The sequence below is a fragment of the Ferruginibacter yonginensis genome, from assembly GCF_042651465.1.
GTDB classification, from domain to species: Bacteria; Bacteroidota; Bacteroidia; order Chitinophagales; family Chitinophagaceae; genus Ferruginibacter; species Ferruginibacter yonginensis.
Genome location: NZ_JBHSCZ010000003.1, coordinates 66,426 through 81,264 on the forward strand (window position 1 = coordinate 66,426; position 14,839 = coordinate 81,264).

10 protein-coding genes are annotated in these 14,839 nt (G+C 32.4%); 5 read left to right on the forward strand and 5 right to left on the reverse strand.

Annotated features, from left to right (window positions below):
* Nucleotides 1-22: 22 nt before the first annotated feature.
* The 5 genes from ACFOWM_RS12145 to ACFOWM_RS12165 form a co-directional block, all read right to left on the reverse strand.
* Entirely contained in the window at nt 23-322 is a 300-nt protein-coding gene (locus ACFOWM_RS12145; protein WP_379710481.1) for a hypothetical protein, read from the reverse strand.
* A complete protein-coding gene (gene surE, locus ACFOWM_RS12150; protein WP_379710484.1) occupies nt 322-1,119 on the reverse strand; it encodes a 5'/3'-nucleotidase SurE in 798 nt (265 codons plus the stop codon). The genes ACFOWM_RS12145 and surE overlap by 1 nt, the downstream gene beginning before the upstream one ends.
* 20 nt (nt 1,120-1,139) lie before the next feature.
* On the reverse strand, nt 1,140-1,604 hold the full coding sequence (locus ACFOWM_RS12155; RefSeq protein ID WP_379710487.1) for a hypothetical protein: 465 nt from the start codon (nt 1,602-1,604) through the stop codon (nt 1,140-1,142).
* A gap of 1,903 nt (nt 1,605-3,507) precedes the next feature.
* Nucleotides 3,508-3,951 carry a hypothetical protein gene (locus ACFOWM_RS12160; protein WP_379710489.1) on the reverse strand — a complete coding sequence of 148 codons (444 nt, stop codon included), beginning with the start codon at nt 3,949-3,951 and terminating at the stop codon, nt 3,508-3,510.
* A 679-nt stretch (nt 3,952-4,630) separates the two neighbouring features.
* Entirely contained in the window at nt 4,631-5,197 is a 567-nt protein-coding gene (locus ACFOWM_RS12165) for an OmpH family outer membrane protein (RefSeq protein WP_379710492.1), read from the reverse strand.
* 1,249 nt (nt 5,198-6,446) lie between these two features.
* Between ACFOWM_RS12165 and ACFOWM_RS12170 the strand changes: the two genes are divergently transcribed.
* The 5 genes from ACFOWM_RS12170 (at nt 6,447) to ACFOWM_RS12190 (ending at nt 14,836) form a co-directional block, all read left to right on the forward strand.
* Nucleotides 6,447-7,538 (forward strand): hypothetical protein, encoded by a 1,092-nt coding sequence (locus ACFOWM_RS12170; RefSeq protein ID WP_379710495.1) that lies wholly within the window; start codon nt 6,447-6,449, stop codon nt 7,536-7,538.
* 11 nt (nt 7,539-7,549) lie between these two features.
* Nucleotides 7,550-8,632 (forward strand): T9SS type A sorting domain-containing protein, encoded by a 1,083-nt coding sequence (locus ACFOWM_RS12175; RefSeq protein ID WP_379710498.1) that lies wholly within the window; start codon nt 7,550-7,552, stop codon nt 8,630-8,632.
* Nucleotides 8,633-8,659: 27 nt separating this feature from the next.
* Complete coding sequence (locus ACFOWM_RS12180) at nt 8,660-10,693, forward strand: hypothetical protein (protein ID WP_379710501.1); 2,034 nt, start codon at nt 8,660-8,662, stop codon at nt 10,691-10,693.
* 160 nt (nt 10,694-10,853) lie between these two features.
* Complete coding sequence (locus ACFOWM_RS12185) at nt 10,854-13,319, forward strand: hypothetical protein (protein ID WP_379710504.1); 2,466 nt, start codon at nt 10,854-10,856, stop codon at nt 13,317-13,319.
* A 230-nt stretch (nt 13,320-13,549) separates the two neighbouring features.
* The gene (locus tag ACFOWM_RS12190; RefSeq protein ID WP_379710507.1) at nt 13,550-14,836 is read left to right on the forward strand and encodes a hypothetical protein; all 1,287 of its coding nucleotides are present in this window, start codon (nt 13,550-13,552) and stop codon (nt 14,834-14,836) included.
* Nucleotides 14,837-14,839 lie beyond the last annotated feature (3 nt).

Consider the following 14,839-nt stretch of genomic DNA (forward strand, 5'->3'; position numbering starts at 1 on the left):
ATTTGAGTTGGTGCCAACGGCATCAACTCAAATATTTAATCAATAATATAACTACACCGTACACTACGGTTGATACAAATAAGCCTTTACCTGTTTGATCTTTTTTACCGTTAACATAGATGGTGAAAAAGAGTGCATTCATCATTAGTGCAACACTTAAGCCAGCCGTCATTAAACCATGCCCTGGTTGATAATATATAAATTGCAATACCTCTTTAAAACTAAGCATCCCAAATTTGTAGTATTTTAATAAGAGTAAGCCTACAATAGGTGCTAGCATACCTAATATACAACCGTATATAAAATTATCTTTCTTAAACATTATTTAAAGAGGTTTGCTTTTTCTAATTGTGCTTTTAATTTATAGTTGGTTAAATCAAACTGCACAGGTACTACACTAACGTAATTGTTTTGCAAGGCCCAAACATCGGTATCTTTTGATTTATCAAAGTTTTTAAACTCACCTGTTAACCAATAGTATTTCTTTTTGTGTGGGTCCATGCGTTCTGCAAACTCTTCTTCATATTTAGCATAGGCTTGTTTACAGATTTTGATACCTTTTATTTTTTCTAATGGTCCACCCGGAATATTCACGTTCAGCAATAGGTGCTTGTCGAGTTTTTTCTTGATGACCGATTTTACAATCTTTCTTACAATTTCTTTTGCGGCAGTTAAATCTGCTTCGTAACTATAATCCATCATTGAAAAACCAATACTTGGTATGCCTTCAATACTAGCTTCCATAGCAGCACTCATGGTACCACTATAAATTACATTAATGCTGTGGTTAGCGCCGTGGTTGATACCGCTTAAGCAAATATCTGGTTTGCGGTGCAATACTTTATCTACTGCTAATTTTACACAATCAACTGGGGTACCACTGGTTTGCCAACTTTCAATATCACCAAATAAATCCATTTTACGCATACGCAATGGTGAACCAATGGTAATGGCATGCCCCATACCGCTTTGTGGCTTATCAGGCGCTACTACCACTACTCGGCCCATATCTTTCACCGCCTCAACCAAGGCTTTAATACCGGGTGATGTAATATCATCATCATTGGTAATAAGTATAATAGGTTGCTCTTTAGCCACCACTTTTTTTTGTTTTGCCATCCTATAAAAAATTGCTTTTATTAAAATTGAGGAAACAATGCCCTAGCAATACCAGGTTGCTTAAACGGCCAAGGAATCATTGCCAAAATTATTATTAACGCTACGCCAAACAATATTAAACTGCGTTTGTGTTTTTGTGCATCGGTTGGTGCTTTTTTCGCCATAACTCGAGCTACGTGTACCAATACCCAAGCCATCAACATCATGGTAATGTGTTCTACTGCAAAAAAGCGTAGTGATGCATCTTTCATTACGACTGCTGTATTTTCTTTCAATGCATTGAACCATACACCTTTGAAATATAAAATAAGCCCTAATAGCAATTGGATATCGCAACTGATCATAAAAAATAAGTTCACTTTATTATCCTTATTGGTATATGCTTTTTTGCCTGTAATACCTGCAATAGCGTTGATGATGGTCCACAAGCCTAACACTAAAACTGCCCAACGTAAAATACTGTGTGTAATTAAAGTATGATTCATAAAAAAATTTTTACAAAAGTACGTGAAGTGGGTAAGATAACATTGAATAATTCAATGATAGAAAAATTAATACTTTGGAAATATTAAGGAGCACTCAGCAGTAACCTGCCTATTTGATGTAGTTAATTTTGAATGCTGTTTTGTAAAAAAAAAGGGGAAGTAGAAACAACCCCTTTGGCTGATTTGTCTAAAATTTCAGCATGAAAAACTATGATTGATAATTAAAACTTTTTTTAAGAAGAAGGGTTATAGACATAACCCTTCTAAATCCAAATTCTCTAAAAACCCTTTTAAACCTATCAGTAACATAATAAGGAGATGTAGAAACATCCCCCGTTTTGTCAATTAATTGTTTCATATATCCCATATGAAAACATAAAAATAAATTAAAATATGATGGATAAATTGTAGCTTATAAGCATGTTATGTAAGTGTGCAACTTAGTTTTTAAAAAGCTGTTTATGCTTTGTAAAACCTTTTATTATTTATAGTACATAATAGCACTTAATAAGTTAATAGCAAAGAAGTTGACTGCTTCAAAATTAATTTCAGTATTGGCTGCCATTATAATTTATAGTGTATAGCACTTATAATAGCGATGATAGCATCAGCTGTAATGAAAGAAGGCTTCTAATTTTCTAACAACCTATTACGCTGTTGTTCGTAGGCGTATCGATCATGTATAATGTATTGGTAATTTGTGCATTAAAGCTGTAAGCTATGCCTGGTTAATTTTTTGTGTCGCTATACATTACATTACAAAAGCCACAGGAGCTGGTAGCCGAAGCTTTAATTACTTTCATTAATTGTGTAATCAAACGAATGTGTAAGTTACTGTATTTCGTATGTAAGAAAATGCTTGATTTTTTACATAAAACTAGTTTTAATCAATTTTATAAATAGTAATTAAAGTTGTTTCAAAAACTAAAATTATGATTCACAAACAAATAGCGTGCTTCACAAAAGCATCTTTTTTTAAAGATTTACAGGTGTAAAAATGCGTTAATTTTATACTGTTAAAAGAATATTAATCCAGTATTTTTTAGGTTTCAAACAGATATTATAGCTCTAAATGCTATCTCTATGAAAAACCGTATTATTTTGATTTGAAAGTGGTAACAAACCTATGTGTTACCACTTTTTTTATGTTATGCATAAAAAGCATTGTGAAGCAACTTTTACAAGTGTTTTAATTAGAAATAAACTTGATTGTAAATGGCAGAGTAATTGATGATTGAAAATGACATAGGATAACTGTTCAACATCACATCATACGGATGCTTATCTATCTGCAATACTTATCCATCATGTTTTTCAGCTAGTTGGCCTCTTATAATAAGCCAACTGGCCATAAATGTATCTACCGTTATATTACCTATTATTGGCCGCTGTTGTATAATAGTATTTTCAAAGCTGGTTATTTATTGTTGGTTATATCCCCAATTTTGTATACTACTAGGTATTGGTGTAGATAATGTTATACCGTATAATACTTTGCATAAAGCGGATGAAGGTTCTTCTACTTTATTTATACTTGTAGCAATATATTAAAGGCATTGTGTTGCATATTGCTGTGCAATTTCATTAGGGAAATTGTTTGTTACATGTATACCAACGTGCTTTAATAATACACTTATAAACCCTTAGGTGAGCACTATGCCTGCATTAAACACGGTGATGCTATTTACGGGTTGTATACTTAAATATGCATGCAACATAGTTTTTAGTTCGGTTTTGTATATATTATATTAATAGCATTCATACAAATATTTCTTATTTGAGAAAGAACGCTTTGAGTAGCTTATATTTTATATCGCTATTTTATTTTAAGTAGCATTTGTGCATACAATAATAGCTACTTTTGATAGTGATTCATTTAAAATCATATGGTCCTAATTTGTATTTAATTATTGTTGATTTTTGCAATGAGGTCAATTTTATTGGGTTTATTATTTCTTAAATGTGCGGTACATTGGTGTAGTAATGAATAGATTTTTTCTTTAGTGTCGCTTAACAAAAAGATGCCATCTAGACACAAAACATGGGCATATTCTACCACTTCAAATTTATAACTATCGAGGTAGCCAATGAGCTTAACTTTTTTATTTAACTTTTTAAAGTTGAGTAGGTATTTTTGTATACATTCGAAAGAATGTTTTTGGGGGATGTGCACAAATGCGACATCGATATTGGTTAGAATAACTTTTGCATAGAGCTCATCAGTATGTTTAAATTTTACTTTTATTTTATTAAGGTACTTATCGTACAAAATTGACTGTAGCCCTACTTTGTAAATATAGTTTTGATCAAAAATAGTAACTGCTATATCATATTTTTTTATGTTCATAATGGTTTGATTTTTAATTTTAAAAAGGGATGTAACTACATCCCTTTTTACTGATTATTAAACTAAAATATTGTGTAATATTTACTACAAGTTAAGCTATGATTTAGATGTATTTTACAGCAATTACACCAAGTTTCATGAATCATAAATATGATTTGTAAAGTATTGTTTTACTTTTCAAAAGTGTTAAAAATTTATAGATTTAGCTTATCTAAACAGTACTTTCTATATTTTAAAAATAAAATAAAGTCGTAATCAGCTGCGTTTTGTTTTATATAATCATAAAAAAATCATTTTTTCAATTTTAATTTTATTGTTGCTCTATTTTAAACATTGGCTATTTCATTAAAATATTACAATAAAAACCATAAATAGTAAGTATATAGTTTTACATATAACTAAATGGATAATTTATGTTGACCATATTTATTGAGAAGGTATTAATTCTTTTTTTAGTGATTAAAGAGAATAGCCTTGATTATGTGTGTGTTCAGTTAAATAGATTTCAGTTTCAACTAATTTTTATTTAGATAATGGGTCATTTACAAAATACAATCAAGCTGGGTTTTATAAATATTAATTAGTTTTTATTATTTAAGCAATTTGATTAAACAATAACCTTTCAATTATGTAAAAAACAAATCGTAATAATTATTAAGTGTATTGTGTAAATAAGAATTTAATTTTTCGATGCTAAGATTGTAATTATGTTATCAGTGATATTGATGCCTTTGTCGATAAAAGCCAAACCTGCTGATATATTTTCTAAAATATATACCACCGCAATTTTATTTGTTTTAGCATATGCTTCTATTGCCGCATTTACTTTGTTAATTATTGTTTGCACTTTTTGTTCGTAAATTGTTTTAATCATTAAATCGTAATTTTTTGAAGCATTTTGAATTAGTTCATTCTCTTTAATGTACAATTCAAATTTTGCAGAATCGTTTTGATTTAATTTTAATTTTATTGCTTCAATAGTTTCTTTGTTACTAATTTCATAAGGCTTTAAAAGCAGTGTAATTTTTACATCTAATTTATTTGCACTTTCTTGAATTTCACTAGCATATAATTTTTTTAGGCTATCTATTTCCTTCGTATTTTTCTCAAAATCTTTAACTGATTTTAATATTTCTGTTTGAACGATATAAGCAATTGTTTTTGGCGTTGCAGGTTTATTTTTTTGCGATTTAGCTAATAAAGGAACTATTATCAATAACAATAAGAAATTTTGTTTAAGGTGCATTTTTACTTTTTTATAAATGAGCGATGATTACAATTCTTTTGTTGTTTTTTTCAAGCTTTTGCCAGTATTTATATAGTGATTAATTTTTAAATAATTGTGTTGTATAGGAGACTACCTAAAAATTATTTGATTTACTTTCATTTTTATTGGTTTTTTACTGAAAATTATTGATTGGGTTATTACAATTATCCCTTCCTTCCTTATTGTGTATGCTCCTGATTAAAACTTTTAGTTTAAAAGATTTTTAAACTAAAAGTTTTTTGATTGTTTTAAAAATGAGATATCCCATTTTAAATTTTTTATTTTTTTTAACTGATATAAAAAAGTTCCTTCATAAAATTTAAATTTTACGATATATAAATTGTAACTAGTACAATTTTGTGTTAGTGATGGAAACTATAATAATAAAATCAATCAAGTACTCTTTATTGCATGAAGTTTTATTTTAGTTCTTAAAAATCGTTTTTTTTTATTTTAATGAATTAATCGACACTTGAATTTTAATTATTTTTTGGTGAGTAATTTTCTTGAATTTCAGTTTCTAAATTCATTTTACATTACTTGAGGTCATTTTTTTACATAGAGTTTTTGTTACATCAACTTGAGCAATACGTTTGTGTTGGTAACCAAATTAATTGTACGGTTGTATTTACATGTTCATTTTAATAGATTATTGTTGTTAACTTTTTTAAATTGGATTCTTTTTTTTGTTCGTCTACACAACTATTTATTTTAATACACTATTTATTTTTAGGCTTTTGAACTGTAGTTTTAATTCGGTTGATACAGATGTTTATATTATCTATTTTATGCTGCTTTGTTTAGTTTGTTACCTAGTGTATTAGTTTGATAGGCCGAATATTTTTTTTGAAGCAGTTTTGAAATCATTTCACTTAGACTTTATACGTATGAAATAGATTTTATTCGTTCAACATTACATTTATTTTTCACTTCTTTATTTTTTTTCATCACTCTTCATCTTAAATAAAATTCTTAGCGCATTTTATTTAAGATAAATGAGGTTTTTACAAATCAAATCAAATCTTTACAAAACCATACATTCCCCTACATTTTTCTCTCTCTATCTTTCATGTGTTATTTAATTTTTAATGCATTTAAAGTAATCCAATGTCTTTTAAAATTTAAAAATTCGTTCACTTTTAAACAATCATTTAGTATGATAAAAAAACTACTATTTTTTTTAATTTTAATTTGGGTAAGTACTTTGACGTTTGCACAAAGTACTTATGTGGCTCCAGTATCAGAGTTCATGAACTTTGGAACAATTAATTTAGCGTCATCAGCAAACCAATCTTGGAATACTGCTCGTACGGCTACACCTGGCTATTTCAGCGCTTATTTTCCCGGAGCTGTATATACAGCTGCATCAGATGCAGCGAATATTAATGGTTACATGAAAAAGTATGGTAACGAAGCATTCACTTTCCCAGTGGGTAGTGGAACCGACTTACGTAGCTTATCAATAAGCGCCCCAACCGCTAGCACCGATGTATATGCTACTGCATGGATTTTAGGTAACCCTAGTACCACACCTGACCCTACAAATAGTAATGCATTGCACAATGTTACTGCTGTAGCTGGTTCAATCAAAAGAGTTGCTACTATTGGCCAATGGGATTGGCAAGCTATAAGTGGCAGTGGTAATGGTTTAGCGATAACCGCTAGTATGCCAAACTTGAGCACTTTTGCACCTGCTGGGCATTTAAGATTGGTGGGTTGGGATGCAGCAACAAATAAGTGGATAGCACTTGGTAATATGGGTAGTTCATCAAATGTTGAAAACACTAGTATTATAGGTACTATGAAATCAGGTATTGATGCCATAGGTATTGGTAGTATTGCTGATGGTTTTCCAGAATTAACCCCTTCAATCGATGTTGATAATTCAACTTTTAGTGCTAACCAAACCAACGATTTAATTATTTCGCTTTTTGAAATTGCAAATAATCCTTCTGATGCAACCCCTATCCAAATTAATATAAATGTTCCAAGTGGTTGGAATATTACAGTACCTGGTATCACATTAACTGGTACGAATCAATTTGGTGTTAGTGGTATATCTAACGTGGGTGGCGGTACAACACACAATAATGGCGACTATTTGTTCCGTTCGGCTGGCTCGTTTATAACTGTTACTATACCAAGTCCACAAACAGTTACTCCAAACGGACTTTTAACAATAGGTTTAATTGCCACCAGAAAACCAGCTACTACTGCTAATACTTCTCAATCATTAACAGCTTCCATTTCAACTTCCACTCGTGGTGGTGATTTATTAACAACAAACAATGTTATAATTCAAACTTTAACCGCCAATTAATATAAATAAACATGAAATATATCGTAATAACTTTAAGTAGCTTTTTGTTAACCTTTTGCTCATTTGCACAAGATATTGGTATAGATGTACAGCCTATGCAAGATGGTGTACAAAATAGCGCTTGGACACCTGGTCATTTGCACCAGATTGTTGTAACCATCAGTAATAACGGTCCAGGAGATTTGAGTGCATGGCGAATTCGCCCATTCGTTTCTGTGGGGCCGGGGGTTAGTTTTAACGCAGCACAACCCAATTTACCAGCAGGGTGGAATTTAGTTTTTAATGCACCGGGGCAGGCAAATCAATTGCCCGGACAATCGATTCGTTTTAGTAATGGTACCGATTTGATACCTGAAGCTAGTGCTGTTGAATTCAGAATTAATGTTACTGTTACAGCAAATAATACTTATAGCCCTACTGCTACTGTAGCTTTTTCAACCGGAGTTGCACCGGGCTCAGCAAGTGGGCCACAAACAACTAATAATTTAGTTGGTAATGATAATTCCGTATTCCCTTTTAGTACTACAGGTTTTGCACCACTTCCTTTAAGTTTAACATCGTTTACCGCTACAGAGAAAAACTGTAACGCAATTATTGCATGGAAAACTTCAAACGAAGTAAATACAAAAAACTTTGAAATAGAATCTAGTAAAGATGGGATTGAATTTACAACGGTTGAAAATATCACTGCAAAAGGTACTAACAGCGATTACAGTATAATTGTTTCACAAAACAACCGTACGGCTTATTACAGAATAAAATGTATTGACTTGGATGGAACATTTTCCTATAGTGCAATTGTACCTTTAAATATTAGCTGTCAACCAGGTGACTATATGTTCGTATACCCGAATCCTGTTAGTAGGCAAGCGAATACAACCATTTCTTTCTACACTAGTTACAAAGGCTTGGGTACAATTAGGGTTACCAATTCAGTTGGTCAATTAATTTCTACTACACCAATAGCTGTCAACAAAGGTGTGAACAATAAACTAATTAATACAGATACCTATTTGAAAGGTGCGTATTACATAACTGTAGTAGATGCTTTAGGCAATACCATTGGTGATACCCAAAAAATCATAAAAAATTAAAAATAATAAACGACAAAAAAAAGCAACATGAAAAAAATAATATTATTATGCTCAATAATTGCCTCATGTTTATCTGTTACTGCGCAGGTAAAAATTGGGGATAATCCAACCACTATAAGCCCAAGCAGCGTTTTAGAAATTGAAAGTTCTAATAAAGGCTTGTTACTTCCTAGGGTTGCACTTACCGGTACGGCAAACATTGCCCCGTTAACAGCCCATGTAGCTGGTATGACGGTTTATAACACGGCCACTGCCGGGGATGTAACACCTGGTTATTACTATAACGATGGTGCAAAGTGGGTTCGCATTGCAGATGCTGCTGCCAACACAAATATTTACAATAGCAATGGTACGTTACAATCAAATAGAGTAATCAGTTCTAATGGTAAAAGTTTACAAATAGCCGGAGCCGGAGCTGGTGCGGCAGAATCGTCTGCTGCATTTGAAATTGCAGACACTGCTAAAGGTATTTTATTTCCAAGAATGACTAGTGCACAACGTGATTTAATTGCAGCACCTGCAACAGGCTTACAAATTTATAATACAACAACCAATTCATTTTGGTATTTTAATGGCACAGCCTGGGTAGAAACAACTAACATAAATAACAATATTTGGAAAAACAAATCAAGCAGTTCAAATGAAGTTGTTTTAACAAGCCCTGATTTAGATAGTGTATTTTTTAATAGGGGCGGTATAAAAGTAAAAGGTATTAATTCACCTGATGTTTCAACAGATGCAGCTAATTTATTTGGAGATAATTCAAGAATCAATGAGTTTTATAGGCACTCTTCCTCTCAAAGTACCTTTAACAATCTGTTATCATCAACGGTATATGTTGATGCAGCTGAAACGGGTAACAGGGCACTAGGAGCTGTAGCGGGCCTTTTAAGAGTAGACCCAAACCACACAACAAGTTTATCACAACTTTATACTATAAGGGGAGAAGTTATACATAACGGATCTGGTATAGTAAACAATCTTGCAGCAGGTAGGTTTGTGACTAGAATGAATAATGCCTCTCGTGCAAACTTTCTTCGTAGCGTTAACGTTCAAACAAATTTAGGTTCGACTGGCGGTATTACAAATCTCAATGGGGTTTTTAATGAGCTTTTCGTGGGTTCTGCACAAACAGGTAATATTTCTGGAATTGGTGTTTATGGTAACAATATTTCTGTATCAGGTCCTGCAAATATTGGTGGAGTTACTGGATATAGTAATTATGCTACTTTTGCAGGCAGTGGTGCGATAACAAATTATTATCCTTTTGATGCTAATTCAATATTTAATACTAGTACTACTAATATAACCAACTTTGCACAGTTTAATGCAGCTACCACTTTAAACGCTGGTTATACCGGTACTATTTCAAATTATTATGATTTCCGTTCAACATTTAACCCTACTGCTAACGTTACCAATTTGTATGGGGTTTATGTGCAAGGCAGTACCAAAAGAAATTACTTTGAAGGTAAAGTAGGTATTGGTGTAGTGCCTGCCGACGGAACTTCCGCAACACCTTCTTTAGAAGTAAGATCGAGTGGTGCTGGTAATACCGTTCTGCGTTTAGGAATAGAACGTGCTTGGGATTTTGTGCAAGAAAATACTGGGGCAAATTCAAATTTAATTTTCAGACCAACTTTTGGTGGTAAAGATTTTAAAATTATGGGTGCTAATAATGATGTTATGATCAATTTTGATACAGATAACACATTAGCGTTTAACAAAATAACTATGGTTACTGATGGTGGTGCTGTAGGTATTGGAACAACAACTCCATCAAGTACACTACAAACAAACGGAACGTTTGCATTATCTACTGCAACTACAGGTGTAAATAGTTCTGTAATATTATTAGCTACAGGTACATTTACTCCGCCAGCAGCCAACACGGTATCTGGTCGTATGTATATTATTCGCAATACAGCAACTGCTGCAAACGTTATAGTAAGTAATATTATTGATTTTGCAGCCGCAACAGCAGCTAATTTTATACTCACTCCAACTATTGGTTCTGTAATGATCATAAGTGATGGTACAAACTGGTACAGAATACAATAACTTTTAGTTCAAATAAAAGAAAGGCTTTTATTAAGTAAAAGCCTTTCTCTATATTTTATTCTTTTATAAAATTAAAACAGTGCTTTAAATTTTAAGTGATCGGTATTTATTATTTGTACAGTACGTTTTTACAGAATCAATTTTTTCATCATTTTTAGGTATGAATTGTAAATTAAGCCAATTATTGTGTGTCATTATTGGATTGTTAATTTGCTCTTGTACGATAGCGCAACAAATACCGTCACAAGCAAGTGTAGCAGCCAAACGAAATGCAACTGTTGTTTATAATTTAGCCAACCCTTATCCAGATCCTAATGCAGGCTGCCCAGGTTACTCAGCCTATTGTTTATCTAGTTACTATCTTAATCAGAATACGCAAACAGCAGATAATTATATTTTAAATCAGGCTAATGCTACTTTTACAAGTGATTGTTATTTCTGGAATTTAAGTCTTGTACGTATCTACTTAAATTCTACTTATTACAGTAGAATGTCAAGTGCTGCTCAGCAGAGTTTAGCTCAAAAGGAACTTTTATTTTTGAATACATATGCCAATTTAGCTTTAACCACGGCGGGAGTGTGGTATATAAAGGATAGTGAAAATCATAATTTGTTTCAAAAATCATGTTGCTATTTGATATGTCAAAAGCTCTTAGAAAATCCTGCTAATGAGAGTTTGATATTGTCCGATGGTAATACTGTTAGAGCACATTACGACGCTTATGTTTTATATTTTATAAATTATTTTAGGGAGCATGCAAAAAAAGGGTTAGATGTAGAAATAAATTCTGATAACTATGTAAAATATACCTTAGCATGTTACCTTAATGTTTTTGATTTGTCTAGTGATCTTATAGTTAAACGCTTGGCAAAAAATTATTTGGATTTATACACTGCAGAAAATGCAATTAGTTTTCTTAAAACTGCCAATGATGTTGGGGGCGGTGCAACCCGATGTTACAAGGATAAAGATATGAAATATGGTAAATCAAAAAATTCTTTTGACTGTAATTTGGGATGGTCAACAGCCTTGGGTGGCAATCATCCTACACAAGTAATTGTTGCTACTTCAAATTATTTTGCACCTGAAATAACATCAGCAATAGCACTCAATACCAAGCCTGCTTTTACATCTGTACAAGCATCATGGGGCATAAATTTACCCAGCAATTTTTCAGGTGCTTATAATGTTGGTTTTAATTCTAGTGGCAACGGTGGTATGCTCAGGTTTTCCTATATAACTGATAATTATGCACACGGTACTCACTGTTATGACCCTACGCAAACTTTTATAGCTATTGCAACACAAAATAGGGTGATGGGTGTAGATTTTAATACTACAGATAAAGCTAAAATAAAAGTACATGGTATTGGAACAGCACAAGGAAGAGAAACTGGTTATGCAGAAATTAATGGTTTTGGCGGAATTAATTGTAGCGTAATCTGGAGAGATCAAAAGGCTTCTAATAGCACAGGAACTCGTATTTTTGTTTCAAGTGGTGAGCTTGACAATAATAAATCGCTTCAAAACGGTTGGTGGTTCAGCAAAACATCAACAGCTTATGTGGGATTTAGGGTAGCATCAGGAACTTTGACAGAAAGTGTTACAAGTTATGGTAAATATTATACATTATCTGATATGTGGAGTCCTGTAATTATTGAAACTGCAAACATAACAGATTATTCAAGTTTTCAGGCGTTTAAAGATGCAATTGCTTTAAATGTAGTTTCAGTTTTAGCAGATGGCAGCATCAAATACTTTTCAGAGTCTAATGAAACGTTTCAAGTAAAACCAAACAGTACAATTGTACCTATTAAAAATGGAACTGCCGTAAATTTTAATTTACCAAATACTTTTAATTCTCCTTATTTAAATGGAATGGGTGATTCTTATATTGCTAATGTTAGCTATCCAGGGTATGAGGATTTAGTAATTAATTTCGAAATTTTAGACCTTGATATAGAAGCAGAAAGTGTTGTTAATCCTAACTGGATTATAGGTAATTCTTCTAATGCTTCTGCAGGTTCATTTGTGATCCCTAATGGTAACATCATTAACGCGACAGCAGCTGAAAATATATTAAATTTTGACTTTAATATTCCTTTCGACGGTAATTTTTCAATTTTTGGATTGGGTTTATTTACTAGCAGTTCGTCAAACTCTTTTTTGGTGAGTATTGATAACAGTCCGTATACCATTTGGAGCATGGGAGTTTCTAACCAATATGCTTGGAATTTTTTAAACAGGGGTAATAATTCTTTCACAAGTTTTTTTACAAGAGGTACACACCGCCTCTCAATAGCAAAAAATAGTTCTGGTGCTATTTTAGATAAAATAAGAATTTCGGAATCTAATGTACCACCTCAAAATCCAATACCAACAGGTATTCCGAGCTATAATTATGAGAGTTCTGTATTATTGTTGGCTGGAGGTAATTTTTCTCCACCAGCAGCAAGTTTATACCCTGGACGCATGTACATCATTCGAAATACGTCAACAACGAACAATGTTATTATTGATAACGTCATTAATCATCAAACCAATACACCAACAATTTTTACTTTAACGCCAGTATTAGGTTGTATCATAATTATTAGCGATGGCAGCAGTTGGTATCGTATATAAAAACAGTTTTAATAAACAATGTTTACAACCTTTGAACATTATAGGTTTAAAAAATGATCAAGGTTTTATAACAAAAACTTGCTAGTCAATTCCTAAACATTTCAAATAATGTTTGTTATTTCAGTGTAGTTATTTTTTTAATAACAACCCACTTTACATAAAATAGTAAACCACACATTGAAAAATTATTTTACAAATTCAATGTTCAGCAATTTCCTTAAAACATGTTTATGAAGAAAATATTTTTTTTTGCTTTTGCGCTATTCGTGTCAAATTTTATAAATGCACAAATTGGAATTGGAAATAATGATCCAAAAGCAACCTTAGACGTTAATAAATTGTCATATGCCGTAGGTGAAAAGGCTGGTATTGCCGTTACTCAACAAACAGGGCTTCAAATTGTTTCAATGAATACAAATGGACTTAAAGCAGGTACATTAGTATATGCAACCAGTATACATGATTTTATTACTAGCACTGGATTTTGGAATTGGAATGGCACAACTTGGGTAAAAACAAGTGCTACACCAGAAACATTTTATAATGCTGATGGTACATTAACGGGAAATAGAAATGTTACGCAAGCATCATATGATTTAACATTCACAGGTACTGGAAAATTTATTGTTAATGCAAACACATTAATAGGATCAGAATCCACAACATCTAACGCAAAATTAAATGTAGTGAATCAAACTGCAACTGGTATTACTGTTGATGTTGATAATTATGGATCAGGTAATGGTTCTGGCTCAACACTTAGGGTAAGAGGCGCCCGTGGTTCAATCACAAAGCCTATTGCGCAAGCAGCCGGAGAAATTTTAGGTTCTTTTCGTTTTTCAGGTCATGATGGTACTGCGTTCCTTGGTTCTTCAGCAGCAGTTGCTGCTGTAGCAGAAGAATCATTTTCATCAACAGCAAATGGAACAAGTTTAGCCTTTTATACTGTAAAAAAAGGGGCAACTTCTAATAACGCTGCTAATTTTTCTGAAAAAATGAGGATTGGCTCGGAAGGTAACGTGGGTATAGGAACAAGTACACCGAATGCAACAGCAATTTTGGATATTAATTCAACCAATAAAGGAATACTTTTCCCAAGAATCACAACAGCACAAATGATAGCTATTATAGCTCCAGCTACAGGCTTACAAATATACAACAGCACTACAAATTCTATATGGGTTTATAACGGTACTAACTGGCTAGAAAATGCCAACAAAACAGACAAAAGTAAGTGGCAATTTGTTGGTTCAAAAACTATACTCTCAACTCTTTCAGATGGTGTTACTGCTAGAACTGTGGGTAAAGAGTTTATTATTGCTGATAATGGAAGAATTGGAATAGGCACACCCGAGCCAAAGACAACCTTAGATGTTGGTGGCACAGCGGCAATGAAAGTTCCTGTTGGTACTTCGGCTGAACGGCCTGTTACACCTGAAGTAGGCATGATTAGGTATAATGGCACCCTTCAAAAATATGAAGGTTACAACGGTAGTACTTGGGTAATATTTAATTAAAAG

What these genes read in the sequence shown, in the direction of transcription:
- ACFOWM_RS12145 (WP_379710481.1), bottom strand. Translation starts at nt 322, where the DNA reads ATGTTTAAGAAAGATAATTTTATATACGGTTGTATATTAGGTATGCTA.
- surE (WP_379710484.1), bottom strand. Translation starts at nt 1,119, where the DNA reads ATGGCAAAACAAAAAAAAGTGGTGGCTAAAGAGCAACCTATTATACTT.
- ACFOWM_RS12155 (WP_379710487.1), bottom strand. Translation starts at nt 1,604, where the DNA reads ATGAATCATACTTTAATTACACACAGTATTTTACGTTGGGCAGTTTTA.
- ACFOWM_RS12160 (WP_379710489.1), bottom strand. Translation starts at nt 3,951, where the DNA reads ATGAACATAAAAAAATATGATATAGCAGTTACTATTTTTGATCAAAAC.
- ACFOWM_RS12165 (WP_379710492.1), bottom strand. Translation starts at nt 5,197, where the DNA reads ATGCACCTTAAACAAAATTTCTTATTGTTATTGATAATAGTTCCTTTA.
- ACFOWM_RS12175 (WP_379710498.1), top strand. Translation starts at nt 7,550, where the DNA reads ATGAAATATATCGTAATAACTTTAAGTAGCTTTTTGTTAACCTTTTGC.
- ACFOWM_RS12180 (WP_379710501.1), top strand. Translation starts at nt 8,660, where the DNA reads ATGAAAAAAATAATATTATTATGCTCAATAATTGCCTCATGTTTATCT.
- ACFOWM_RS12185 (WP_379710504.1), top strand. Translation starts at nt 10,854, where the DNA reads ATGAATTGTAAATTAAGCCAATTATTGTGTGTCATTATTGGATTGTTA.
- ACFOWM_RS12190 (WP_379710507.1), top strand. Translation starts at nt 13,550, where the DNA reads ATGAAGAAAATATTTTTTTTTGCTTTTGCGCTATTCGTGTCAAATTTT.